23 protein-coding genes and 1 other annotated feature are annotated in these 26,525 nt (G+C 39.0%); of the genes, 11 read left to right on the top strand and 12 right to left on the bottom strand.

The window, feature by feature from the left end; genetic code table 11:
- Positions 1 to 263 precede the first annotated feature (263 nt).
- Positions 264 to 536 (bottom strand) — a binding site (T-box leader).
- 41 nt (positions 537 to 577) lie between these two features.
- Positions 578 to 1,132, bottom strand: a complete 555-nt coding sequence (locus M3196_RS17455) for a chloramphenicol phosphotransferase CPT family protein (protein WP_251323610.1) — start codon at positions 1,130 to 1,132, stop codon at positions 578 to 580.
- A gap of 96 nt (positions 1,133 to 1,228) precedes the next feature.
- On the opposite strand from M3196_RS17455, the gene M3196_RS17450 reads away from it, so the two are divergent.
- Complete coding sequence (locus M3196_RS17450) at positions 1,229 to 1,846, top strand: SRPBCC domain-containing protein (RefSeq protein WP_338082962.1); 618 nt, start codon at positions 1,229 to 1,231, stop codon at positions 1,844 to 1,846.
- Between the two features lie 43 nt (positions 1,847 to 1,889).
- Here M3196_RS17450 and M3196_RS17445 read toward each other — a convergent pair whose 3' ends face one another.
- The 6 genes from M3196_RS17445 to M3196_RS17420 all read right to left on the bottom strand — a co-directional run bounded on the left by M3196_RS17445 (position 1,890) and on the right by M3196_RS17420 (position 9,132).
- Positions 1,890 to 2,243, bottom strand: a complete 354-nt coding sequence (locus tag M3196_RS17445) for an HIT domain-containing protein (RefSeq protein WP_276531423.1) — start codon at positions 2,241 to 2,243, stop codon at positions 1,890 to 1,892.
- Positions 2,244 to 2,262: 19 nt separating this feature from the next.
- Positions 2,263 to 2,691, bottom strand: a complete 429-nt coding sequence (locus M3196_RS17440) for a cytidine deaminase (RefSeq protein WP_251323609.1) — start codon at positions 2,689 to 2,691, stop codon at positions 2,263 to 2,265.
- A gap of 162 nt (positions 2,692 to 2,853) precedes the next feature.
- On the bottom strand, positions 2,854 to 3,411 hold the full coding sequence (locus M3196_RS17435; protein WP_251323608.1) for a GNAT family N-acetyltransferase: 558 nt from the start codon (positions 3,409 to 3,411) through the stop codon (positions 2,854 to 2,856).
- 223 nt (positions 3,412 to 3,634) lie between these two features.
- A complete protein-coding gene (locus tag M3196_RS17430) occupies positions 3,635 to 4,492 on the bottom strand; it encodes an amidohydrolase family protein (RefSeq protein WP_251323607.1) in 858 nt (285 codons plus the stop codon).
- 27 nt (positions 4,493 to 4,519) lie between these two features.
- Positions 4,520 to 7,636 (bottom strand): GNAT family N-acetyltransferase, encoded by a 3,117-nt coding sequence (locus M3196_RS17425; protein WP_251323606.1) that lies wholly within the window; start codon positions 7,634 to 7,636, stop codon positions 4,520 to 4,522.
- 617 nt (positions 7,637 to 8,253) lie between these two features.
- Positions 8,254 to 9,132, bottom strand: a complete 879-nt coding sequence (locus M3196_RS17420) for an SMP-30/gluconolactonase/LRE family protein (protein WP_251323605.1) — start codon at positions 9,130 to 9,132, stop codon at positions 8,254 to 8,256.
- 179 nt (positions 9,133 to 9,311) lie between these two features.
- On the opposite strand from M3196_RS17420, the gene M3196_RS17415 reads away from it, so the two are divergent.
- The 4 genes from M3196_RS17415 to M3196_RS17400 are packed head-to-tail and all read left to right on the top strand — an operon-like array spanning position 9,312 to position 14,249.
- Positions 9,312 to 11,090, top strand: a complete 1,779-nt coding sequence (locus M3196_RS17415) for an ABC transporter ATP-binding protein (protein WP_251323604.1) — start codon at positions 9,312 to 9,314, stop codon at positions 11,088 to 11,090.
- Positions 11,091 to 11,103: 13 nt separating this feature from the next.
- Positions 11,104 to 12,831: an ABC transporter ATP-binding protein gene (locus tag M3196_RS17410; RefSeq protein WP_251323603.1), complete on the top strand. Its 1,728-nt coding sequence runs from the start codon at positions 11,104 to 11,106 to the stop codon at positions 12,829 to 12,831.
- Positions 12,832 to 12,834: 3 nt separating this feature from the next.
- Positions 12,835 to 13,545, top strand: coding sequence for an HAD family hydrolase (locus tag M3196_RS17405; RefSeq protein WP_251323602.1), 711 nt, complete (start codon positions 12,835 to 12,837; stop codon positions 13,543 to 13,545).
- A gap of 32 nt (positions 13,546 to 13,577) precedes the next feature.
- The gene (locus M3196_RS17400) at positions 13,578 to 14,249 is read left to right on the top strand and encodes a YdeI/OmpD-associated family protein (RefSeq protein WP_251323601.1); all 672 of its coding nucleotides are present in this window, start codon (positions 13,578 to 13,580) and stop codon (positions 14,247 to 14,249) included.
- A gap of 40 nt (positions 14,250 to 14,289) precedes the next feature.
- On the opposite strand, the gene M3196_RS17395 is transcribed toward M3196_RS17400, so the two are convergent.
- A complete protein-coding gene (locus M3196_RS17395; protein WP_251323600.1) occupies positions 14,290 to 14,769 on the bottom strand; it encodes a GNAT family N-acetyltransferase in 480 nt (159 codons plus the stop codon).
- A 100-nt stretch (positions 14,770 to 14,869) separates the two neighbouring features.
- Between M3196_RS17395 and M3196_RS17390 the strand changes: the two genes are divergently transcribed.
- Positions 14,870 to 15,328, top strand: coding sequence for a hypothetical protein (locus M3196_RS17390; RefSeq protein ID WP_251323599.1), 459 nt, complete (start codon positions 14,870 to 14,872; stop codon positions 15,326 to 15,328).
- Between the two features lie 283 nt (positions 15,329 to 15,611).
- On the opposite strand, the gene M3196_RS17385 is transcribed toward M3196_RS17390, so the two are convergent.
- Complete coding sequence (locus tag M3196_RS17385; protein WP_251323598.1) at positions 15,612 to 16,544, bottom strand: DMT family transporter; 933 nt, start codon at positions 16,542 to 16,544, stop codon at positions 15,612 to 15,614.
- Between the two features lie 113 nt (positions 16,545 to 16,657).
- Here M3196_RS17385 and M3196_RS17380 point away from each other — a divergent pair, with 113 nt between their 5' ends.
- Positions 16,658 to 18,067: a PLP-dependent aminotransferase family protein gene (locus M3196_RS17380; protein WP_251323597.1), complete on the top strand. Its 1,410-nt coding sequence runs from the start codon at positions 16,658 to 16,660 to the stop codon at positions 18,065 to 18,067.
- Between the two features lie 15 nt (positions 18,068 to 18,082).
- Here M3196_RS17380 and M3196_RS17375 read toward each other — a convergent pair whose 3' ends face one another.
- Positions 18,083 to 18,346, bottom strand: coding sequence for a hypothetical protein (locus M3196_RS17375; protein ID WP_251323596.1), 264 nt, complete (start codon positions 18,344 to 18,346; stop codon positions 18,083 to 18,085).
- A gap of 141 nt (positions 18,347 to 18,487) precedes the next feature.
- Between M3196_RS17375 and M3196_RS17370 the strand changes: the two genes are divergently transcribed.
- The 4 genes from M3196_RS17370 to M3196_RS17355 all read left to right on the top strand — a co-directional run bounded on the left by M3196_RS17370 (position 18,488) and on the right by M3196_RS17355 (position 21,523).
- Positions 18,488 to 19,774, top strand: coding sequence for a serine dehydratase subunit alpha family protein (locus M3196_RS17370; protein ID WP_251323595.1), 1,287 nt, complete (start codon positions 18,488 to 18,490; stop codon positions 19,772 to 19,774).
- Positions 19,775 to 19,848: 74 nt separating this feature from the next.
- Positions 19,849 to 20,667, top strand: coding sequence for an aminoglycoside phosphotransferase family protein (locus M3196_RS17365; protein ID WP_251323594.1), 819 nt, complete (start codon positions 19,849 to 19,851; stop codon positions 20,665 to 20,667).
- A 14-nt stretch (positions 20,668 to 20,681) separates the two neighbouring features.
- Positions 20,682 to 21,071, top strand: a complete 390-nt coding sequence (locus tag M3196_RS17360) for a VOC family protein (protein WP_251323593.1) — start codon at positions 20,682 to 20,684, stop codon at positions 21,069 to 21,071.
- A 2-nt stretch (positions 21,072 to 21,073) separates the two neighbouring features.
- The gene (locus M3196_RS17355; RefSeq protein ID WP_251323592.1) at positions 21,074 to 21,523 is read left to right on the top strand and encodes a hypothetical protein; all 450 of its coding nucleotides are present in this window, start codon (positions 21,074 to 21,076) and stop codon (positions 21,521 to 21,523) included.
- 258 nt (positions 21,524 to 21,781) lie between these two features.
- Here the strand turns inward: M3196_RS17355 and M3196_RS17350 are convergent, their stop codons facing one another.
- Together M3196_RS17350 and M3196_RS17345 are read right to left on the bottom strand one after the other, a co-directional pair.
- Positions 21,782 to 22,747, bottom strand: a complete 966-nt coding sequence (locus M3196_RS17350; RefSeq protein WP_251323591.1) for a LacI family DNA-binding transcriptional regulator — start codon at positions 22,745 to 22,747, stop codon at positions 21,782 to 21,784.
- A gap of 54 nt (positions 22,748 to 22,801) precedes the next feature.
- A complete protein-coding gene (locus tag M3196_RS17345; RefSeq protein ID WP_251323590.1) occupies positions 22,802 to 26,143 on the bottom strand; it encodes a GH36-type glycosyl hydrolase domain-containing protein in 3,342 nt (1,113 codons plus the stop codon).
- Positions 26,144 to 26,525 lie beyond the last annotated feature (382 nt).

Here is a 26,525-nt window from a genome sequence, read left to right as displayed (position 1 = left end):
ATCTGTCCCAAATGTAGAAAATCGAGTTGATGTATCCATATGATATCCCCCTTCTGGAATAAAAGATGACTTGATTATCACATGAAAGAACATCCAGAAAGAAGGTGTCATTTAATTGACGCTTACATTGATTTTTTTCCAACGTTAATTGAATTAATCCCACGTTATTTGAAAAATAACCACGAGTCGACACGCTACGACAAAAAACACTACCTGGATACCCCTTAAAAAACAAAAAAGCCCTCACCCCCAAGATTATTCATCTTGAGGACGAGAGCTTATCAGCATTCGCGGTACCACCTCAGTTTGTTAACATGTCGCCATGCTAACCTCTTCAGGTACAGCAATAAAACAATCAAATGCGTATACCCTATCTCTGTAACGGGAGATCCCGTTGTAGTATCAGCAAGGAGTTCCTCGCATCCGTACAAAGCTCTGAGGCTTTTTTCATTAAGACGATTATTGCTCTTTCTCACCAATCAAGAGCTCTCTGGGAATAATACAGCTTAATTACTCGTTCTCTTCATAGCCAATTATTGATAAATTTTTATTAGTATACGCAGTTTTATGATAGTTGTCAAAGTCTTTTTACAACAGATTGTTCTATGGTTGCTTTCCACCCTTTAGGAACTTTGAATTCGGCTAATTCATTAACAATAGTGTTAACCGCTAAATCCATCTCTTCACTTGTATCCACTTCGACATCGTATATCTCGCCTTGCTGATGCACATAGTTCAGCTGTGATTCAGCTTGTCCTATCGTCCTGTCCCCTCTTTCTTTCTCTCTTTGTTCAAGCACAGAACGTGGACAATGAACCCCTACAAAAAATATTGGATAGTCACTCAGTGTTTCATAACAATCCTTTGTTGTATCTTCATTATGTAAAATTTGATCGACGACAAGATTAACGCCTTTATCAGAAAACATCGCTATGCTGCGATGAAAAAAATGCTCTGTAGGAATGGGAATTAGATGACCACCTTCCCGGTTCTCCATCTTTTCAATTATGGTATCAAAATCATCTATACTTAAGTGAAAATAATCAGGCATATTTTTTACAAGCTCTTTGGATAACGTCGATTTACCAGAACTCGATACGCCATTTAATAAAATAATTTTCCCTTTGTTCATCATTTCACCTAACATTTCTATTAATCTTTAAAATCAAATCATCAAATCTATGATATCATAATAATGTAAATTTTTTCTAAAAGGAGGCGTTTTTTTTTGAACACTACTTCCAAGAAAATGACACTTACAGAAGAAATAATAATACTATCACCTGTAGATCTTGTATGGCACGCATGGACTCTTTCCGAACGGGTTTCGAAATGGTTTGCACCTGAAGCTAACATTGAAGCAAAAATAGGTGGAGCTTACGAACTGTATTTTGTTCCTGAGAATAAATCTGGAATGAATACAAAAGGCTGCAAAATTACAGAACTGGTTATAAATGAAGTTCTACAGTTCACTTGGAAAGGGCCAGATCCCTTTGAAGAAGTTATGAATAAAAATGATCTAACGGTTGTTACAGTACAATTCATTTCACTTGCCAATAATGAAACAAAAGTCGTTATTGAGCACACTGGATTTAATGAGGATTGGGCTGAAGCATACAAATGGCACCAAATGGCCTGGCAGGGAGTTCTTCAAAGTTTAAAATCTCACTTGAAACCGGCGAAGGCGAATTATGTTGCCAGCCATAATTTCACTTTTATACAACTACCCCAGGGACCTGAGGTAGTTTTCTATTTTTCAGATATATTTCTAAAATGTTCATTTAATTTTTTTATCTCTTTCGTTTGCTTTAAAATGTTACTGTTCAATTTTCTAATCGCATCATAGATCGCAAACAAACCTGTGGAGATTAATATTAGCATTAAAAATATCATTGATTTACCTGCTTTCTGTAAGAATTCATCGGTTCCCCAGACACAATATGCCAGTGAAGGTGTTTAGAATCTTGATAATCACCGATGTTTGTAATGACTTTACAGGCTCCATTTTCTTGCGTACCCATAGGGGCTACCTCTCTAATGACACCTAACAATTCAAGCAGTAAGTCATTATCTCTTTCTTCAATTGCAATGAAAGATGGTATGTGCTTTTTCGGTATGGCTACAATATGTACCGGATAAAATGGACGCGTATGATAATAGGCTAAAACATTTTCTGTTTCCATCACTTTTTTTACAGGTGTCTTTCCGCTTAATACTTCATCACAATAAAAATCAACTGTCAAAGACATTCACCTTCTTCTTTTATTCTCTACTATTATATTTTTCAGGCAGCAGCTCCATCACATTACACTTCACGATCTGACCTTGATACGACAAGATAACCATTGTATCCTTACCATAGTCACTGATGAGTTCGCGGCACATTCCGCACGGTGCAACAACCCAGCACTTTTCTATATCCTCATGTGGATGTGGATGGGCTACAGCCACGATCGTGTCAAAATCGTTGTCACCTTCAGAGATAGATTTGCCTAAAGCTACCGCTTCGCCGCAAACCGCAATTCTGCCTACGTTTGCTTCCAGGTGAACACCAGCATGAATTCTTCCTGATTTAGTACGAACAGCAGCTCCTATGTGATGTTTTCCGTATATGTAATTCTTCTCGATCACTTGCTCAGCTGCCCGGATAAGTTCATGATCTTGTTCTTCTAACCCTACTACTTTTAACAATGTTATCTCTCCTGTCTTTCAAATAAATAGGTGAGCTTACCGCCCACCTATTTCAAATTTTTGTAAAATTATGTGATGAACGCTGTTTTTTATGTGATAAGGTCATCTTTTTATGTGATGCAGTTAAGAAATTATGTGATGAACTCGAAAAATTATGTGATATTAAGAGTCATAATGGAATTCGTCTCTCAACAGCCCCATCACAATTGTGTCATAGTACTTTCCATCGATAAAAGCGTCGTTTCTTAGGCGTCCTTCAACGACAAAACCGCATTTTTCATAAGCACGGATTGCGCGTGTGTTTCCGCTCCACGTATCAAGCTGAACCCGTTTCAGGTTCATCGTCTTAAACAGGTAGTTAATCAATGCTTTTAGAGCATCCGTTCCATATCCTTTGCCCCACAATTCTTTTTCTCCGATTCCAAGACCTACCACGCACCGCCGCGCTACAATATCGAGACTCCGATAACCGATCGAACCGATATGCCGGGCATCTTCACCAAGCGTATAAATTGAGAACTCTCCTACCTCTCGCTTATCAATGGTTCGAATATCTTTTTCATAGCTAGCTTCAATCTGTTCAAGTGGCGTATGACTATATCGAAATAAACCCGAACCTGCATCTAAGCGAGCCGTTTCTTCATTGTTCCGCCAATGGTACGTCCGCTTATGGTCTTCTAGTGAAACCGGTCTCAATTCTACTTTTTTCCCTGTAATCATAGGTGCGATCCCTTCTTTCGGTTAGTATTCTACTAAGCTGCTCAGTATGGATACCATTTTTTACGAATACCATTAGCACCACCCCTCTCATAAACTATCAATTATTTAAGGTCTAAAGATTGGATCGTTTTTGTGAAGCGGAAGGTGTGAGACTCCTGCGGGATTAGTGGAGCATCCTGGAACAGAAATCAACCACTCCTAATAGAATTACAATTCACAAAAACTATTTTAAAAACGACCGGATCTTCGGAAAAATCTTAACCGCCGTATTGTAAAAAACATCCTCGTGATGCTCTTCCGGTATAATCTCTTTTACAAAATCAATGTACGGCTGGATCGGCACGAGCGGCCAGTCTGTTCCAAACAAGAACTTCTCATAGTTATCCGTAAAAGTCAGGGCATGCTTCAGATGGTTAAAGAAACGCGGCGAATCTTTATATCTAGTAATATCCTCTCTCGTTCCTACTACAAGGCCGGAGAGATCCGCATACATATTGCGATTCTTGTAAACAACTTCAGCTCCGTCCAGTGTCCACGGATCACCGAAATGAGCCATCATAAAGTTCACATCGCGATGCATCACCGCTACTTCATCTAGTGTTAACGGATGAGAATACTTCAGCAGGCCCCGCTCCGAATACGTATCCCCTGTGTGGAAAACGACCGGTAAACCGTATTTCGCGGCAAGCTTATACACCGGCTGATACACTTCGTCATACGCATAATACGGATAGTAGCCAAGATAGATTTTCAGTCCAACCACTTCGGGTTTTTGCACCGTTTCTTCGAGTTCCATCCGTTCCTTTTCGCCTAAGTGATAAGGATTGATCCCTGCGCAATACACCACATTTTCAGGAATTTTCTCATCCAGATCGATTCCCATCGGTGTTGCAGCTAAGGGGTCAGGAAACCCCTCAACCTCCTTCTCGGTAAGCCCCATCGCGATACCGAGCACAACTCCCGCTTTCTCGTACTCTTTTATGATTCCGTCATAGGAATAGTCCAGTTTGGACAGATCTTTGGCTGTATATTTAAAGCTTTCAATGTTTGAATAATGCATATGCGCGTCGATGATTTTCATGGACTCTCTCCCTTTTGAAAAAACTCTTTAGCTAAATCGGATTTTCTTTAAATCTTCTAAAGCTGCATCTGGAATCACCTTGCTGTTGAACAGATAGAAAACAGGCGACGTAAAGTGCTTAGCACCATGCTCCAGGTTAAGTTTTTCTGCATAACCGAGTTCGATCACTTCTTTATTAATGTAAGAATCCACAAATGTTGCGTTTTTGTTGGAAACAATTTGAAGCAGATTCTCATGGTCGTCAGAACCAAAAACGACACTTCGGTCAACTGCCATCTCTTGCTCGCCTTTTCCTCCATAAACCATCGCCCACTCGCCCGTTTCAGCCTGGAAGCTAGCCCAGTTCTTCGTAAGTTCTGGTCCTGGATTCAAGAAGCATCCCGTATAGAAATTTTTAGCATGCAAATAGCTTCCCATAGATTGAACGATTTCTGTTGTATGGCAAAGAACCGGTACACCAGGAAGCATCAAGAAATACTTGTGGATTTCAATTCCTTTGAACGTTTCATGCTTTTCGTATTTTGTTGAAACCTTCAAGCCCTTCCACAGGTTTCCTTTGCTGTCCTCTTTTTCTGTAAACTCCACAGTACTTTCCTCTTTTAATAGAGAATTTAGACTCGTTCCTTCAACAAGACCTGCGATCCCGCCAAACCAGGGATTCCACCACGATTTAGGGGCTGGTTTTGGAAATGGTGAATCCATCCACTCCTGATCTTTGTATTGGAGAGAGAACAGACTCGGTGCAAATTGTCCGGCTGCTGAGATTTTGATTTCTCCGTTATCTGCCGATAGAACCTCTAAATCATCCTTAATGCTTTTCTCGAACTGTACGGGCATTTCCTTCATGACAAAAGCCGCACTTTGGCGCGTAATATCAATGGAATCCAAGTTCAATTTTGATGTTAATACATGAACCGTCTCCTCTTTCGATAATTGAATATCAAAGGACGCATCTGTTACTTCTTGGTCTGAAGCAAACAAATGGCTCTGCAGAATTTCATCATCCACCTTGATTTCAATCATTCCGTTAAAAAACGCAGATTTAAAATCTTTAACTGTTGCATTTAGTTCCTTTCCGTTCACAAAAGGATTGCCTTCATTAACAGAGAAGGTCATGTGGTTCGTTAAGCTTGGTTTATCATTTTTTTGCACAGCATAAGTCCTGAAAGACTGCCAGTCATGAAAAGCCCCAATAGAAAGCGTGACTGGATTTGTCTGTACAGATTGATGAGCGCCCAGTTTTCCAAAATTCTGTTCAAAGTACATAAACCAAGATGCAAAATGGATTTTGTCTTCTTGTGACCAAGCGATGCCACGCGGGTTGTTCTGCCCTCTTAAAAAGATCCAGTTCTCTGATAAGTTGCTGCTTTTCCAGTAGTCAAGGAATGAACCCATCGAGTCGTTGAGTTCCAGATACTCTCCCTCATAAGGCAGAACAGCACGCTCTAAAAGACGGCTAAAAATCGGGCTGTTCAGCCATACCTCCTCTGTTGATTCTATATCGTTCGTGTTTGTAATCTCATAATGCTGCTCAACCAAACCTTCACTGTACAGTTTCACAATAGTGGTTAGTTGAATACCAGGGAACGCATTCGACAGATAGGTTGCTCTAAGTCCCGCATAGCCTTCTTCTAATATAGGATCCACACGCTCTGGACGAATACGTGACAGTTCTTCAGAAAAGGGTTTTCCAAGCTTAGGTACCATGAAAGCTATTTTAAAATCATGGCTGCCTTTTCCCGGAGTAATCCAGTTATTGAACTTATCAATTTTAAGGTGGTACTGTCCATTGTATACATGATAAAATGCATCACATTCCCCGGTGAATTTTGATCCTATTCCTTTAAATGCTGTACCTGCTTTTTTCGAAAAGATGACTGAGCTTCCATCTTTCTTAGTGGCTGTAATCTTAATGTCTGTGGAATAGAACCCATGCTTTTCTAATGTGAAATTCACAGGTATTGACTGTTTTGCGTTTGACGCTAGCGTTACACAGACTGCTCGATTTTCCATTTGAATAAGTTCTGATTCAGCCAGTTCAAAGGTAAACACAGCTTCTTCATTAAAATTGTTTTCGAGGTCGAGATAAAACATTGATGAATTACCGATAAACGTTAGCGCGTCAGAGGATTTACAGCTTAAGTTCAGTGGAAACTTTGGCCTTATCCCAACTTTAAACAGAGCCTTTTTTCCATTGATGGTTAGCATCGAACTCACTGCTGGATGTGTGCGCCAGACACTTTGCTCTTCTTCGATTGGATTCACTATAAAAGGTACTTCGATCGTTTCTTCCTTTTGAACCGTTGTTTCCTTCGAGACATGAAACTCGATATTTTTATCGTTCACACCTTCAATAGCCACTGTTAATGGTTTGCCGGACTTGTTGATGATGCAGTATTTCACTTGATAGTCAGAACCAAATACAAGGTTAAAATTTTCAACTGTTGCCGAAATCAGATAATCGTCCGTTTCAATCAAACGAAGTCCTCTCCCGAAACGTTCAAATTCCATCCTTAACTTCTCATGGTTCTCGCTTTCCCATGAGTACTCATAATAGTGGAACTCATTATCTTTATTACCGTCAGGCACAACCTCAATTTTCCTTGTGCTGTTCTCGTACCAGTTCACATTATGAAAGAAACCGGCAATGGCCTCCGTTTGCATAACGGTTGGCATAAAGTTCATAAGGTGTGTTGTATCATCACGATCTTCCCAAAAGAATCCGCATTTTTTATAGAGAGGCACTGCTTTCGTATTACCCGGCCAAGTATAGAGATCCAGACGTGGCCACTTCATCTCAACCGCTCTCTCGAGTGCTTTAAGAACGAGCGTCTTCCCAATCTTTTTGCCATGATAATCTCCTCTTACATTTAAAAGAGGGATATAAAGAGCACCTTCATCTTCACGGTACTCCCCAAGGCTGCAATAACCGACGACTTTTTCGCCATCTAGCGCCAGATATAAATGGAGGTTTGTTGAGTTCGCTTCCTGTTTTAAGACTTGTTCTTCCGTCCTAATCGTGTTGTTGCCGCCCCAGCCGTCTCGACTGTTATTCCACATCTCAGCGACTGCACCAGCATAACTCGGGTCATATTCTACAATTGTGATTTGATCGGTTACTTGTTGTTTGTTTAGTACTTCCATTCCTGTTGCCTCCAGTCATTTTGAATATCTTAGTTCGAGTGATTCCACCTTGTCTTACGCGATTTTCTGAACTGTATCATCTTCAACACTCCTTATATAATTAAAAAAGGCCATCAAAAATGCTGATGACCTTTTGCATAAACCAAAAAAATGCACAAAAAGACCCCAGAATGCATACACATCCTGAGGCTCCGGTTTACATATCTAAAAGTTTAAACGGATTCCATAAAGAAGGTTGTGTATTGGACAATATTTTGTTGTTTTGATTGTTTTAAAATGTAACTTTATCATGTCCAACGCCTCCTTTACTTGAAATATTTTCCTTACCTACAACATTGTAAAACATATGGATATAAAAGTAAATATAATTTTCAGAAAAATTTATTATTTTTTTCCATGGATGAATGAAACGAAACCTTATAAGTCATGAAGAAATTTTATAAGTCTTCAAAATTTTTTATAAGTCTTCAATATTTTTTATAAGTCTTCAAGTATTTTTATAAGTCTTCAAAATAAATTTATAAGTCTTCAGCTTATTTACTTTGATGAAGCCATGGGTAATTTAAAAAACCGAACAGATTCCCGATAGAAATCTACTCATTCATATGAAATATTTATTATCCCACAAATGGATAATTCACAGCGCCTTTTATTCCTGTTCGGACCTTAAATAATCCTCCTGTTAATGGATATTCTTTCAGCTGCTCTTCCGTCATGTTTTTTCTAGCTGTTGTAATATATAAAGTCTTTAAATCTGAGTCACCAAATGTACATGATGTGACATTCAGTGCTGGAACCGGAATAGATAATAGCTTTTCCCCTGTTTCGGGATTCCAGCGGGAAACTTGTGCACCACCCCAATGCGCGATCCAAAGCATTCCCGCTTCATCGATCGTCATTCCGTCTGGCGCTCCTTCACCTTCTTTAAACTGGATAACTCCTACTGGATTTTCAATTTTTCCGGCTTCCCCATCATAATCAAACCGTGTAACTTTCTTTGTCGGCGTATCAATAAGGTACATATACTTGTGGTCAGGCGACCAGGCTAATCCATTTGAAATGGTTAGACCCTCGACCTTTTTCTCCACCTTCATATTTGTATGTAAACAGTAAAGAGATCCTTTTCCCTTCTCTTCGTTCAAACTCATCGTCCCCGCCCAGAAACGTCCATACGGATCACACTTTCCGTCATTAAATCTGTTCTCAGGCAGGTGACTTTCCGGATCATGTACCTGTGTGAGCTGTTCTGTTTCTAAGTCTAAAAAATAAAATCCGTTTTCCATTGCTAAAACAGCTCCGCCAGATTTTCTCGGCACAACCGTACCTACTAACTGATCCAGTTGAATCTCTCTATTTTCATTCTTTTGAGGATCGTATATATTCAGTGTTCCCCCTAAAATATTCACCCAATATAGAACACCTTTTCCCTGATCCCAGCACGGCCCCTCACCTAAATCAGTTTTCGCTTGTATCACTAATTCTGCTTCACTTATCAATGTTTTACCTCCTCTGACTTGCTGATCGTATATCCTCTTCATTCCCTAATTTAACGAAAATATGATTATGATTATATCATTTTTAAATTCAAAAATAGTTATGGAAACGGTAACAAACTTGTTGTAAAATAAAACTTCCGCTCATTTTAAAAATAACAAAATATGTTAGGAGCTGATTTATGTCAACGCTCAAGACTTCTCATTTATTCAAAGTATATCTGTGGACACTATCCTTCTTAAAGCCTTATAAATGGCTCTTTTCTCTCGTAATAATCACCAGTATCTTCATTACGGGAATTGAACTGCTTGTTCCGAAATTCATCCAATATTTTATTGATGTGATCGTTCCCGAAAAGAACACAGAACTGTTCTTCAAACTTCTTGGCGGCACAGTCGGATTGCTGCTCATCATGATCTACCTCAGTACAGTCAGAAACAACCTTCAGCGAATCGTTCAAGAAAAAGCTTCAAGAGATATACATTTCAATATTTTTCAGCACCTTAGAAAATTAGGGTTTTCCCATTTTGAAAAGACCCCTATCGGAGAAACACTTTCCTTAATGAATACAGAAGTAACAGCCGTTCAAAATCTTTACCGTCACTTCATTCCTTTTATGATTCAAGAAGCTATCTTTTCAATAATTGCGATCTTTATTCTTTTTACGATGAATGTAAAACTGGCACTGATCATCATTCCTGCTTTTCTTCTTTATTATTTAATCGGTCCGCGTTTTGAACGGAAAGCCTCTATTCTTAGTAAAGAATTAAGTACGAACCGGATTGCACTTAACAAGAAAATCTATGAAACCATCAGCTCATTGCTCGAAGTGCGTGCCTATTCTTCTGAAAAGTGGGAGTACGGGCGATTAAACGATAAAGTACATACCTACAACAAAAGCATGATTAAAGCCTATCTTTATGCTTATATCCGAGGAACCGTCAGGCGTCTTTCCTATTATGCAGGAGCTATCGCTATATTAATCTATGGGTCTATTCTTGTTCGTTCTAACAGTCTGACTGTCGGTGAGTTTACTGCCTTTTTATTGTACTATTTTACCGCTATGCACCGATTAACGGCTGTTATTACTTCTATGACTGAGCAGAGGGTGCTCATGTATCAGGTGGATAAAATCTATCAGATGGTCAACATTAAACCTGACATCACTGATCCCGCGAAGCCCATTTTGCTGCCTGAGGTAAAAGGACAAGTGGAATTTAAAGATGTTTACTTCCGCTATCCTAGTTCAGAAAATATTTTAAAAGGGTTCAGCTTGACGGTTAAACCTGGGGAAAGGATTGCTTTTGTCGGTACGAGCGGAAACGGAAAATCCACCCTGCTAAAACTATTAGGCAGATTTTACGACCCTAGTAAAGGTGATATTTTACTAGACGGTGTTTCTTTAAAAGATTTGAAGCTTTCTCAAATCCGTGATTCTATCGGTTATGTCTTTCAGGAAACGTATCTCTTCGGTTCGAGTGTCCGTGAAAACATTCGTTTCGGTAATCCCACAGCAACGGATGAACAAATTGAAGAAGCTGCAAAAGCGGCGTATGCGCATGATTTTATTCTGGAACTGGAGAATGGGTATGACACACTGATTGGAGAACGGGGAATCAAGCTTTCTGGTGGACAAAAGCAGCGGATCTCGCTTGCTAGAATGTTTTTGAAGGACCCGGAAATCATCCTGCTCGACGAAGCAACATCTGCGTTGGATAACGTGAGCGAAGTTGAAGTACAGCGCGCATTGGATACCCTTTTAAAAGGAAAAACAACCTTCACGGTAGCTCACCGCCTTTCAACGATACAAGATTATGATCAGATTATCGTTGTCGATCAAGGCAGAGCTGCTGAAAAAGGAACTTATGAAGAATTGATGGCACAAAAAGGAATCTTTTACCAATTGTCTGAAGGCGAGCATACGGCACAGCTGCCCGTTGCTGAAAAAGAAATCGTTTAATTGGAGGGGTTAGATGGATAATATAAAATGGCTTCTTCATTATATTAAAAAGATTAAGTGGTTCTTTCTGCTTTCTGTAATGTTGTTATGTTTAGAATCGATGTCGATCATCGCGACCTTTGGCTTGCAGAAGTACATTATTGATGATGTTTTTATAAACGGACAATACGACAGGCTCGTTCCGATCTTACTATTGTTCGCTGGTGCTTTCATAGCGTATGCACTTCTGTTTACAATCGCACCGCACACCTTCCACCGCATTCAGGCGAGAATCATTGATGTTTTGACTAGAGACTTTATGATCTATATGCAGCGTATTCCGGTTAAGACTTTTCATAATGAACGTGTGACGAAGTATGTCCATTATTTATCGAATGATGTCTCACAAGTTGCTGGAATGATTGGAGGCTATATCCCGAGGCTTATTCAGCTTTTTGTTACGATCGCTGTGCTTTCGGTCATTATCTTCATGTCTTCTCCTATCCTGCTGGTTTCAATTTTAGTGTTTAGTGCTTTATATATCGTTATGGGAAGACATTTTTCACCGTTGATCCGTAAAGCGGGAAAAGAAGCTCAGGACCGGAAGACGGATCTGCTTATCCACATCGAGGAAGGCATCTCTTCAACGCGTGAAGTAATGGCGTATAACCGGACTGAGTGGGAAAGCTCCATCTATAACCTTCATTTTAAACGATATTTCGATGCAGTTATGAAGCAGGCTAAAATCAGTAACAGACAGATTCTCGCCAGTGAGCCTTTAAAATGGGGAGCCTCACTAATCGTATTAGGATATGGCGGGTATAGCGTCATCCAAGGAACTCTCACTATCGGTATGTTCATTATCGTTTACCAATTTACAGGGCAGCTGATGGATGCCTTACATCGTTTGTTTGCTTTTTCGATGGACCTGTCTAACATTTATGCGAACGTTGACAGGCTTCGTTCCGTGATTGAGTCGCCAACCGAAAAAGATGGCGATGTTCCTTTAGATGAAATAGTAGAAACCATTTCATTTGATAAAGTGTCGTTCTCTTACCAAGGAGATTCTGAAAACAACGTACTTCAAGACTTATCGTTTTCGATTCCTGCTGGAAAGAAGGTTGCGTTCGTTGGAACAAGTGGTGGCGGAAAGTCAACAATCGCTCAGCTTCTGATGCGCTTTTTCAACCCAACAGAAGGAAAAATTTTAGTAAACAGCCATGCTTTGCATGATCTCGTTTATCAAGACTGGACGAAACGAATCGGCTTTGTAACGCAAGAACCGTATATTTTCCCAGATACGGTGAGGAACAATCTATTGCTGGGAAGAGAGATATCTGAAGAAACCATGATAAAGGCATGTGAAATTGCTCAAATTCATGAGTATATCCAAAGTCTTTCAGATGGCTATGAGACGGAGATCGGGGAAAGAGGCATCACCCTCTCTGGCGGACAGCGGCAGCGCCTTGCTCTTGCACGGGCTATCATTGTGAATCCAGAGATTTTAATTTTAGATGAAGCAACATCAGCACTTGACCTTGAAACAGAACGACAGGTTCAAACAAACTTTGACCTTGTGCGAGAAGGAAAAACGACCATCGTGATCGCCCACCGACTTTCTACTGTGCAAAATGCAGATATCATCTATGTAATGGACAACGGCTCAATCGTTGAACAAGGAACTCATGATGAATTGATGGAAGGAAGCACTGTTTATAAAAGTTTAGTGTATGCGGAAAAAAAGTTAGAAGTTGGTGCATAATGAATGAAGAGATATAAGCTGCTTTTGTTTGATTTAGATGACACCCTCCTCTATTCTGACTGGTATAAAAAGGGGTTGGTCCAGACGATTGGCGAACACACCTTAACGAAAAACTTGGACGCAGCCCTTTTCCTAAAGAAAAAGCTGCATGTTCCTTCCCATTTAATCGAAAAGCTTAAAAATCGTGAGTTTACGCCTGAGGAATTTCGAAGAGCCCGGTGGCAGCATGCTTTTTTTCATTTTGATATGACACCTGATGATGAGATCATCAATGAAATTGATACACTCTTTTTACAAAGAGGTTTTTCTTGTATTGAGCAAGATCCATCTCTTATTCAGCTTCTAAAAGATTTGGGAACTCATTATAAACTTGGGATTGTGACGAACGCTCTTTATGATCCTCGTCAAAAGGTGTATAAGATGGGATTATCAAAAGTGTTTCCAAACGACACCATCTTCTGTGCAGAAGAATTAGGGCTAAGGAAACCCGATCGAGAACTCTATTATGCACCACTGAAATATTTTGGCATAAAGCCAGAGGAAACAGTTTTTATTGGAGACTCATGGGTCCATGATGTTGCAGGAGCGATAGATTCTGGAATGGCTGCAATCTGGATTAATACACGGGGAGCTGTTCCAACAACAGGCCATTCCCCTTATGCTGTGGTATCAGATGTGAAGGATATAAGAAATTTGCTGCTAGATTTTAAGTAGATTTAAATAAAACATTGGATGGAGGTCTTCTAATGAACTCTACGAAAAGCATCGTGGATAAGTTAAACCTTAAAAAATATGCGAGTAAACTGATTCTTAACCTGCCTGAAGATATCGATGAGTTTAAAGAAATTGATTTTGACGCTGCTATAGAAAAAGAAAAATATGACTTGATCTTTATATTCGTGTTCAATCTAGAAGAGTTCTCTAACAAACTACATCAAGTTATTGAGAAACATCTTCTAAGTGACAAAGGATATCTCTTTTTTGCTTATCCTAAAAAGAATAATCCTCAATATAAGGATTTCATCGAACGCGATCAAATTTTCCCATACATAAATGTTGGAGAAGACGGCTATGTTGCCGAGAGCAATTTGAAGTTTTCAAGAATGGTTAGTCTAAATGATATTTTCACAGTTGTAGGATTGAAATATGAGAAGAAGAAAGCAGTATCTTCCTCGAAAAAAAGCCAATGTGTGGATGACTATATCGATCATGTAGATGATATCAAACGGTACTTAGAGAAAAACGCCGAATCATTAAGTGCCTATAACAGTTTAACGTTTGGCTACCAAAAGGACTGGGCACGCTATGTGTACAGTGCAAAACGAGAAGAAACTCAAGAAAAGCGGCTGCTTGAAATGGAAGACATCTTAGGAGAAGGATACAAATCGATTGATCTGTATCGTAGAAAAAAGAAATAGCAGACAAAAAGTGACGAAAAGTTATTCTTCGTCACTTTTTTCATAAAAGCCAATGAAAAATCTTTTCTATTCCATATTCCCCGTTGAACTCCTCACCCTTATAAACAAATCCTGCTTTTTTGTACAAATTAATTGCAGGTGTATTCGTTTCATGGACAGTTAATATAATTTCATCCTTGTCTATGTATTGTTGTTTCACAAGTTCAGGCAAAGCCAGTAATGCCTCCAGGGCATAGCCTTTCTTTTGATGACGTGAATCGATCGATAACGACTTTAGAAGAATGGCATTTTTATTATCTGTGTAAATGTTGCCTATACAATCTGTGTACAAGACAAAGCAACCTACTACTTTCTCGTCCGTACAAATTACAAATGGCTGATTAAATATATCTTTTTGAAAAGTCTCTACAACAAGAGAAGGAAGGGATGTATATATTGCTTGTTCTTCTGGCAGATCATATTGACTAATTGCCGGAAAGTCCTTCTCTTCATACCGTCTTACTTCAATATACGGTCCCACTATTCCATCACCTCTTTATCCATTTAAGCAAACTTGCAAGGAATTTTATCTGAAATAAAGAATAATTTTTAGTAAAAAGCAATTGCGGGAGGCATCCAAAGTGAAAAAGAAGCTCCTTATAGCAGCGGTTTTATTAATCGGATTTGTTTCTGCTTTAACATTCTCCAGAGTTCATTACCCACAGATGAAAACAGAAGGAACTATAGTAGATTCAAAGCCTTCCAAAAAAGATGGAACTGTCGTATTTAAAGGCGAAAATGACAATTGGAATGCAGAGTACGTTATTACAAAATATTCAGTGAACCAACTAAAGCTCAAACATAAATCTTCAACAAACAAGCTTCCTCAGCAGCTTACTTTCACTTTAAGCACTGCCTTTAATAAAAATAAAAAACAAACTCAAATTGGGGCAATTACCCTTTCGTTCGAAACATTTCCAAACGAAGTCTCATTTACTTTTAAAGAAGACAAACTTTTAAAGCCGTTTGGTAAAAATCTTGTCTTAAAGATAAATGGAGAAGGGCATTATCAATTTTTCAATTTATATGTAGTGGAATAAACACTTATATAAATTTCATCTGCTCCTAACTTACTTATTTTTAATTTCTTCTAACAGTGAAATAAGCTTTTCATTTTGTTCAATTACTGTTTGGTTTTGTTTTCTGAATTTAGCGAGGTCAAACAAAAAAACGCATAAGATCATAAATATAAAAAAATCCACAAACACACCCCTATCCTTTAATCACTTTAACATAAATTACCAATCCTTTATACCAGGTTACTTAAATTCCCTTAAAGAAAAAAAGACATACAGTTCTTACTGTATGCCGCCAATTACTATCTCAATATCGTTCTGCAGATATTACATGATTTAAGTTCCTTTTTCTCTTAAGCAGCTTCTGCAATGTTTCAAAGTTTACTAATAGTGATCCGATTAAAATTGAAAGAACACCAACTCCTGTTAACCATGAGATGTATTCGTTGTAAAAGATCACGCCGATTATAACGGCAATAATAGGAGAGATATAAAGCCATGTGGAAGGAAAAACAGGATTTGTTCGAGAGACAAGCCAATAATACAGGCTGTGCCCTACCATCGAACCAAAAACAATCAGATAAATTAATGAGCTTAATGATGCCGTACTTTGAAAGTTCTTTAGCTCAATGTTTTCTGTGAAAAATGACAGGATCATTAAGAGAAGACCCCCATGCAGCATCTGTGCTGCGTTTAAAGCAATGGGTGATATAGTTTTAAATTTTCCAATGACGTGCTTGGCATATATCGTTCCAGTAGCATAAAAAGCTTCCCCGATCACAATAACGACACAACCTATAACCCATAAGTAACTCATCTTGAATGAAAGACCGGGCAGGATTAGGAATGTTACTCCTATGATACCGAGCACACATCCGAGAACAGATATCTTACTTCCTTTATGCTTTAAAAGAATGGTATTGATCGCTAAAATCATCATCGGACCTGTTGCAGATAAAACCGCAGCCACACCTGACGTAACGTATTGTTCTGCCCAGTATAATGTGGCGAACGTTCCAAACGTCAGGCAAACACCTGTGATCAGCATCTCTTTCCTGAAGACGAGCTTTAGAGGAACCTTCCCTTTCCACACCATAAAACTATAAAGAAGAATACCTGCTATAAAAAAGCGGATTCCTGCCGAGAAAAACGAAGGAAGCCCTGCATCCACACCTATTTTAATGGCAAGAAATGTCGTACCAAATATTAAACACATGATGAAGTAATTTAAAATAACCATGAAAAAACTCCTCCTTTTCTCCATCATAAGCCGTAGTGAATAGAACAGAATTAAAACAGTAGAACAGATAGTGGTTGAAAGTGGTATGATCGAGTTAGTTGGGAGGAATCGTCATGAGCAAAAATCTTTTAAGAGAAGATCACCTTTTTAAACAAGTTTATGATTATGTACTGACCCATATCGAGCGTCATGAATGGAAAGAACACGAAAAGCTTCCTTCTGTCCGCAAGTTAGCGGAAGAAATGAACGTTCATCGATTGACTGTTCTCAAGGCTTATCAACTATTAAAGAAGCATAAAAAAGTATACGTAAAGGATAAGTCAGGCTATTTTGTACAGCCTGATCTAGCTGGAGAACACATTGAAAATGAAGACCACCCGATTATTAACGCCTATGCGCAAAAAAATCATTTATCTGAGATTCATCAAGCATCTGTTTCTTATGACTTCTCTCATGCTTTAATTGATCCAAACCTGCTGCCAAATCAATATTTATCTCATTATGTAAAAAAAGTGTTTGATCTATATCCAAAGGTTTTGGCTACTTACTCCACTGTACAAGGTGATGTTGAACTTCGAGAAACACTAGCAAGCTATTTTATCAGCCAATATAAATCACAGGTTCATGCTGACGATCTTTTATTAACATCAGGTTCACAGCAAGCCATTCATATGATCGCCCAAGCATTCATAAAACCAAGGGATACGGTTTTGTTTGAACGTCCGAGTTACAGCAGCGCGATCGATGTTTTCAAAAATCAAGGAGCTAAAATAAAAACAGTGGATATACACCCTGATGGTTATGATTTGCTGCAGATTGAAGACTTAATGAAAACATACAAACCGCGTCTCTTCTATCTGAATCCAACTTTTCATAATCCGACTGGATATACAGTTCCTGCTCATCAAAGAAAAAGATTAGTAGAGCTGGCAGAACAATATCGTTGTCTATTGATCGAAGATGATGCTTATCATGACATTTACTTTGACCAAACTCCCCCTCCACCCATTTACACATACGATGCTTCTGGGACGGTCATCTATATCAGGAGCTTCTGCAAATACATCTCCCCAGGATTAAGAATTGGAGCTGTTCTTTGTCAATCTGCCTTAATGAAAACACTCATTACTGTAAAATCACTTGTAGATAATGGTTCACCTCTTTTAAATCAAAAGATTTTTCTACATTACTTTTCTTCACTAAGGCTTCAGGAGCATTTGAAGAAGATTCGGATTGCACTTCAAATTAGAAAAGAGATTATGGAAAAAGAGCTGGCAGCTGCAAATTGGAACTGGGTCAGCCCAAAGGGAGGTCTCAACTTGTGGGTAAAGCTCCCAGAAGATATTTCAACTGAAAAATTATTAATGAAGAGTCTTGATCATTCCATATCCTTCGTGCCTGGTCAGGTTTGTGACCCTTTAAAAGAATCATCATCGATGATACGGTTAAGTTATTCTTATGCCAACGAAAAACAGTTGAGCATTGGATTAGAGAAGTTTATTCATCTTGCTAAGTCGATGTAAAGATACGCAGCTTTTTTATTGATACATGGATTGGACTTTTTCAAGGTCGTTGATTAAAAGATTGATTTCCTCCTGTGTTAATCGCAGGAGCATCTGATCATATAGTGTAATAATCTGCCCATCTGCTTCATGCTGATGTTTCTTAAGATAATTGTAAAGAGCCTGTAACTGGTTTTCTTTAATTGTCGATTCAATTTCGAAACGTTTTACTCTTTGCAGAGAAAATTCATTCATCTGCTCATCAAACTCTCCTGATATGATGTTTCCTTCAATCAGCATGTAATCACTCCTATGTATGAAAAGAATTTTGCAAGTTAGTTTGCCCAAAACTAAAATATAAAATTTTCCTCTTCCCTTTTCCTGCTTATAACCATTATTGTAAGAAGTAGAGAAAACAACAGGATTGGAGCTGAATGATTAATGGAGCGGATTTTTGACTTACTTGAAAAAGAATTAGTCGTAGCCTTAGGATGTACGGAACCTGTAGCCATTGCCTTAGCGGCTTCTGTTGCTAAAGAACACTTGGAGGAAAAGGTATCCTCCATATCTGTCTCAGCAAGCGGCAACGTTATTAAAAACGCTTTGTCTGTAGGCATTCCAGGTATGAGCTATACGGGAATTGATTTCACCGCGGCTTTAGGCGTGATTGCTGGTGACGCATCTAAGCAGCTTCAAGTATTAGAAGGAGTAAACAAATCAGATGAACAGGCTGCGATCCAACTCGTTCATGAAGGAAAAGTAACTGTTAATACAGCTGATACACCTGAAAAGTTATATATTGAGGTGAATCTGAAGTCTTTATCAGAAAAAGTGAAAGTCGTTATTTCGGGTGACCATACTAATGTTAGTTATGTTTCTTACAACGATCAAGTTATATTGGATCAATCCGATACAAAGAAAATTCCAGCTCAAAAACAAGAAAAGTTCCCCGATCTTTCGGTTGATGATCTTTACTCTTTTATTACTTCAGTTCCTATAAACCGATTGGAACTTGTTAAGAGAAGCATTGAGCTGAACCGGGCCATCTGTGAAGAAGGTCTCTCGAATGATTATGGGTTAAAAGTAGGAAAAACGCTTTATGATCAAACCAAATTGGGTATCCTATCAGATGACATAGCAACCTATAGCATGGCGCTATCGGCTGCTGGTTCCGATGCACGAATGGCTGGATCTACTATGCCTGTTATGGCCAATTCCGGAAGTGGAAATCAAGGGATTGCTGTAACGATGCCTGTTGTGGCAGCTGCTGAAAAAATCGGAGCGACTGAAGAACAAATGTTAAGAGCAGTTACATTGAGTCATCTGCTTTCTATCTATATGAAGTCAAAGTTCGGCCGTTTGTCGGCCCTATGCGGCGTAACCGTTGCTGGTGCCAGCGCATCTGCTGCTATCGCTTATTTATTGAATGATGATCTAAACAAAATTAAAGCAGCCATTCAAAACACATTAGGAAACGTGAGCGGAATGGTATGTGACGGAGCAAAAGCCGGATGTGCGATGAAGGTTGCGACATGTTCGAGTGCCGCTGTGCAATCAGCGATTCTCGCATCACAAGGTTTATGTATTCCATCCACGAACGGTTTTATTGAAGAAGATGTTGAACAAACGATCGAGAACTTTTGCCGTCTTGGAAACGAAACTTCAAGTACCACCGACAAGGTACTCTTGGACATGATGGTAAATAAAAACGTGCAGCCAAAAAGCTAACCCGAAATTGGGTTAGCTTTTCTATTTGTGTTAAAATTATCCATGTGATGAGTTGTGAATGGAGTTGTGTTCCCATGATGAAAATTGAAAAAATAATTGGTGAAGGCAGTACTGCTCAGGTGATTGTTCTAGATGAAAAAACAGTTGCCAAACAGTTCTTTGAACGTGTTTCAGACTCTTCCATTGAACATGAATATCTAAGAAGCAAAGCAGTGATGGATTCTGGGCTTCCAGTACCAACTATTTTTGAGAAAGTAATTCATAATGGACGAACCGCTCTATTATACGAAAGAATAAATGGGTCTCCCCTTACAAAGAAGTTATCAAATCAACCTTGGACTGCACTCACCCTCATAAATCAGATGGCAAAACTACAAGTGTTCGTACACGATAATGAAGTGTCTAACTTTCCTTATCAAAAAGAAATATTACATCGAAAAATCAAACTGGCACAAGAACTTACTGAAGCAGAAAAGACACTGATAGCTGAACGGCTCTCTAAACTTCCGTCAGGAAATTCTTTATGTCATGGAGACTTTCATCCGGATAATATACTGCTTGCTGAACGTGGTCCTGTAATAATAGACTGGGCAGATGCTACCCAAGGAACCAGATTGGCTGATCTAGCCCGGACACTTATTATTTTGCGATTTGGCGGATTGCCTGCAGAAATGAAACTTTTTAAAAATAAAACGGTAATATACCTAAGAAATCTATTAGCTGGACAATATTTAAAAAGCTATAGAAAATCTTTTCATTTCACTGTTGATTCTCTGGAAAAATGGATACTTCCTGTCACAGCAGCAAGATTAAGCGAAAGCATCCCTGTTCATGAAAAAGAAAAATTAGTTTTACTTATAAGGCAATGCCTAAAGAATGATCAATACTTATAATGGGAGGTTTACCTATGATCTATGAAATGACGATACAGGTTCGTGTTTCTGATATAATAGAAGGCCAGCGATATTATGAAACGCTGTTAAATAAGGCGCCAGATTTCACGCCACATGAAGGATTTGCTGAATGGGAATTGATTCCGAACTGCTGGCTGCAGGTAGCAGAAGGCATCCCAACTGAAGGCAACGGTCCTATACGATTAGGAGTAGTTGATATTTATGCTGAGAAAAAACGCTTAATGGAATTTCTAAAAATAGAAGAATTCGAAATCCAGGAACGAGAGGAAGTTCCTTTGAAATGGGCTACTTTTTCTGATCCATGGGGCAACCGACTAGGTTTGTTTGAATACAAAGATGAAGAAAATAAGAAAGAGAAACTTGAACTTTTAGTAAGGAGATAGTCATGAGATTTATCATTGCATCCGTTATATCTGTACTTTTAGGAGCTCTCGTCTTTTTTGCTCTTCCAGGCGGGAATATATTAGAAATTGAATGGCAAGGCATGTTATTCAGTCTTTTTTTCGGTGTGATCACAACCCTTCCTTTCTTCCTGTTTTGCACGTTGCCCACTGCTTTTATCGTGGAAGGACTAGCTACTAAATTCTGGATAAGACTTAGAATTCGATTACTTTTATATATTCTATTAACAGCTTTATTTATTATCCTCTATCGGTTTACGATCTTTTATTGGATGGATTTCGCAGAATCCAACCTTTTTGCTATATTCGGCTACAGCATCACCTGCTCCATCGGTTTTTGTTACAGTTACACCATTCTAAAAAGAAAAAGAAAAATAGAGCCAGAACCAGATGAGCCTAGAGGAAGTAATAGGAGATACCGAGGCTCTCATTAATTTAAAAAAGCTGGAGCGATATGCTCAAGCTTTTTTGATTTTATAAGATTTTTCGGAGTAACGACCATTTCTAAATAAGGTGAAAAAACATTTATAATATCTCAATTTCCAGGCTGTAATTTTTGGTTTATGGGCCGTAAATAAATTTTATAGGCCGTAATTCTTATTTTATAAGCCCTGAATTGTAATTTATAGGCTTTTCGACAAAAAATCAGCTTGAGCAGGACGCTCAAGCTTTTTTTAATCAATCTAAAATTATTACCGGTTTTTCACCGAATCACCTTCCACAAAGCTTACATTAATTCGTTCGTGTTCAGGTTTTTTCTTCTTGATCAGATTAAGTAGCAGTTCAGAGGCAAGTGCTCCCCATTTATGCTTTGAATAGTTGATCGTTGCTAACCGCGGCTGTATATATTGAGATACTTCGATATTATCAAAACCGATAATATGAACGTCTTCACCGACGCGTAAATTGGTCCGGCTCAAATAGTTATACATCCCGATTGCCATCTCATCGTTTAAACAAAATACTCCGACTGGCTCTTTAAAGTCCTGATGAATTTTCTTTGCTGCTATTTCTCCAGAAGGCTTGTTAAAGTCACCCTCAAGTTCAACGTATTCAATATGTGAGTAGCGTTGAACGGCCTTTTGTACGGCTGCTAACCTTTGCCGTGCATCGAACGATATTTCAGGCCCTTTCACAACATAGATTTTACGATGACCTTTTTCAGCTAAATGGTCGATTGCTAGGGTTGCTCCTGCTTTGTTGTCGAGCAGGACTTGAGAGATGTTCGGATGATCCATTCGCCGGTCCATCACCACCAGTTTATGTCCTCGCTCGGCATGGCTGAGCAGTTCTTCTGTCTCGTATGTCGCATCTAAAATGATTGCACCGTCTATCATTCTCTCCGGCAAGAACCGGTGTGACTCTTTTCCGCTGCAGACGATCAGCTCATACCCGTTCTCACTTAGCGTTTCCATCATTCCTTGAAGAAGCTGTCCATAGAAAGCACCGCTGTAATTTGTAAGATAGATTCCTATAATCTTTGTTTCTCTTTTTTTCAATGAACGTGCAGCAGCACTAGGTATATAATTTAGTTCTTTTGCAATAGCTTGAATTCGTTCAGATGTTTCCTTTGTTACTTTCGGACTTCCATTTAACGCATAGGAGACCGTGGATATGGAAACACCTGCTTTTTTCGCAATGTCTTTAATACTTACCAACAAAATTCTCTCCTATCTCTTTCTGTAAACGTTTTCCTTTATTATACCGAATGATTACGAATAAATCTCCACAGTATTTTGCACTTCATTCAACTGGCTGACGAAATCGGAACGATTAACGACTACACCGCCATCACGATAAAGATTTTGGTAAGTTTCTATTTTTATTTCTTTATCATTTAATACAAGACGGCAGCTTTCATCTCCGCGATTTCGATAGACAAACGTTACAGGCTTTTCATCAAGCATATATTCAAATTCTAATCCGTCCATGTCTTCTGGAAGAACAGGGTCAATAATGAGATCTTTACCTTGTGGACGAATTCCTAAACAGTTGGAGATCAACTGGTTCATGTAGATCCCAGGACCAGAAGAATAGATGCGCCATCCCCCTTTTACTTTCGCTTTACCTACTTTCAGTTCTCCGAAACGTTCCTGTGCTTCGTAACGCGTTTTAAAATCACCGTCTGAACTGCTGAAGTATGCATTGCTTTGACGTCTTTCTGCATTTGGAACTTTATCTTGAATCATGACCGGATTGATTTTTTCGAGACCGCTCCAAACTTCGTCAGACTTCCCGAGTTTCGCCATCGCTTCAACAAATCGAATGTGAGCATGAACGTATTGCAAACCGATTTCACGTCCAAAGTTTGACGCTTGTTCTGCACGCTTAAAGTGTGTACTTACACCGCCTTTGTAGTGTGCCGGCTTGTCCATCAATCTCACACCGTCGGGACAATAAAAATTATCCATGATTACCTCTAGATGTTGTACCGCCTGTTCAGGTGTTAAAAGTTCTGCAATCATACTGCGGGTCATTGGCAGCAATCTGTAGTTAATTCCTGTTGTTTTATCGCTTGGGTGCAGCATAAGCTTTGGCTCTTCTGCATTTTCCATAAAAACAAACCCAGGGATTACATCATGGCTGAGGATATATTTTTGATAATCTGCTTTAATATTTTGAGCGAGCCTTCCTACTTCAAGTGACTTATCTTCGTTCACATTGTTCAGTAAACCAGAGAACTGTGTCATCACTTGATACGTTAATGCGACGGTCCATGAACTTACCATGAACTTTTTAAGCTGAGGGTTTGCTGGCTGGAGCGTATCATCCCAGTCCCCGTCACCGTAGGAAGACAAGTGAGTGTCATGTAAAAAGTTCGCCTTTATATAATCGATCTGTTTTTGAATGTGATTGAATAACGAATAGCTCTTTTCAGTAAACCCAAATGATTTGTCTGTATAAGGAATCTCTTCATCCAGGATCGTAAAATCGTTTGTTGCTGCTAGATAATCGGTTACCGCTTTTAAGGGCCAAACGATAATATCACCGTGCGATTCATCCTGCTGAATCTTGAAATACTGATCAAACATGAACCATTGCGGCCAGTTCCCTGTTGTTTCGTATTGATGTGAATATACGGTCAGCAAAATTTCTTTTACTGCTTCATAATGTTGTGTTGCCAGAAAATATTCAGCAGGCCCCTGACACACATCCCGTGTACCCCATGCCGCTCCGCCGTATTGTTCCAATCCGTGGGGAACGGAATAATGAATCAGCATGTTGTGCGTGTACCAGTGTGCCAATGCATTCATTTTCTGAAGCGGTGCTGTTTCTTCCCCATTCTTTGATAGATGAAAGCCACGGTTTGTATTTTTTATAAATTTACGATAACGTTCGATTTCAACTTCGGCCTCTTTTTCTGTAAAAGGAATTACCTTTCCATCGATCAAACCTTGTACCGTTAAAGTCCATACACGTGTTGGCGCCAGGTCACAAACAACGAGTGAAGCAGAAAGGGGATCAATGTTCTCACCAAAAATGGTTTCATCCGTCACTTCCATCTCTGTTCCCGTTACTTTCATCCGATAGCTTAAATTCTTATATGTGTTCGCACTGTCGGATGAAGCGTCTGCATAGAACGACAATACATCTCCCTTTTTTTCCATCTTAAATGGCACTTCGTATTCCTGGTTGTTCATCAGCACTTGATTCGTTACAACAAAACGGTATTTCTTTCCGCTCTGGGATTTCACTTGCAATTCTACTTCCGGTGTATCAACCGTTGTAAAGTTCGTAATGATAAACATTTCTTTTTCTGTTTTGTAGAACCAGCGTGTGTAGTTAAAGCCCATTTCAAATAGAGATGGCATGGTCAGCAGATGCAGCTTTCCGTCAAGCTCAACATAAATGCGCTGACCGGAAGTCTTCATCACGTTCAGTGCATTGCGTGCGTTTGTCAGCATCTTATGAAAAGAAGTGTTTCCAACAACAAGCTGTGAGTTGAAAATTCCGTACATATAAGACGTTGTTGAGAGGGTATCTTCTTTTAAATGTACGTTGTTGCCCGTCACAAGGATGTGTCCATGCGGCCGTTCTACGATTCTTTCTTTTTCTTTTAACACGATGTGTTCGTATGTTGGTGTGAAGAAAGACAATAGCTTGTCGCCTTCATACTCTTCTAAAATTCTATCGGGGAAGAGCTCATCAACTTCACACATACTGAGGTCTTCTGTATTCAATGTTCCAGCAAAGTTTGTGTTCAATCCCACTTTTGGTAGATAGATAGGTTCATTTTTGCTTTGTGATTGCACATCTTTCCAGGCATCCAGTATATCATCAGTAAATTCAACAGAATTGATTGCTTCTGGATGATCCTCTTTAAAGCATCCATAAAACACAAACTGTTCTTTTCCTTGCAGTTCAACTGCTTCAGATTGAAGGGCAATATAGGCAAATTCATATTGATACACTTCGTTTGGAAGATTTTCTTGGTAGAGTGCTTCAGGTATATCCGTCTCTTTATAGGAAGTACCAAAGAATTGAAAACCGTCCGTCGCAAAACCGGCTGCTTTCGTAAGAGAACCTTGCTGCAAGTATGGAAAAGCACTCCCGTTTGGCTGGTTCTGACGGGAACAAACAACATAGCCCAACGTTTCATTTTCAAACACTTGATGGTCTACATATTGAGCGATGAACGCTTCGTTCGTCCGTACTGCCCCTTTATGTGCGAGACCAACATCTTGTCCATAGATGATGTCTGCTTTTACGCCAGTACCATGAAGCTCTATATTCCAGAACCAGATTGCTTTTTCGGTCAACGAAAAGGTGACTTTATATGAAACGCTTTTAAACGATCCTTCCCAAACTACTTGGCTGTCAGTATGAGAAACTGTACTTTTTGAACAAGTACCTAACAACGGAGTTACTATTATTTCCTCTGGCTGAAAAAGACGAAGATAGAGGTTATTTAGTGCGCCATCGATCGGATTGCTCAACCATTGGTTGATCATCGTACCATTATGAGAAACTTCGAAAATATCACCAGAGTTTAAAAATGCAAATCGAATGTCACCGGCTTTGATTTCAAAGTTTCCTTTCGTTATCGTTGTCATCAATTACCCCTCAATTCTTAATTTAATAAAATGCCACATCCCTTAGTCCGACGGATAAAGGGGTTCAATTTCCACGCAACCATCGAAACGTTTCTATCGAATTCAAGGCGATTATAAAGCGTATTTTGAATAGTGTCAATTTTCCTGCGCCTTATAGAACAGAAATGAAATTAACTTTATCCCCTTTTGTTTTCAACAAATAATGGAAGTAAAATTATTTTTTATTTCGGGTGTTGAAAACGATTACAAGTTGAATTATAATGTGCTTATCGAAACGTTTCAACTGGAAATTCAAAAAAGTTCAGGGTATTTAAAAAAAGAATTGCTTTCTTACCAAGTTGTGGATGGATTCCATGACAACTATTAAGCAAACTTTAGGGGG

It is taken from the genome of Fictibacillus nanhaiensis, from assembly GCF_023715445.1.
Taxonomy (GTDB): Bacteria; Bacillota; Bacilli; order Bacillales; family Fictibacillaceae; genus Fictibacillus; species Fictibacillus nanhaiensis_D.
This window is presented reverse-complemented; position numbering and strand designations above follow the sequence as displayed.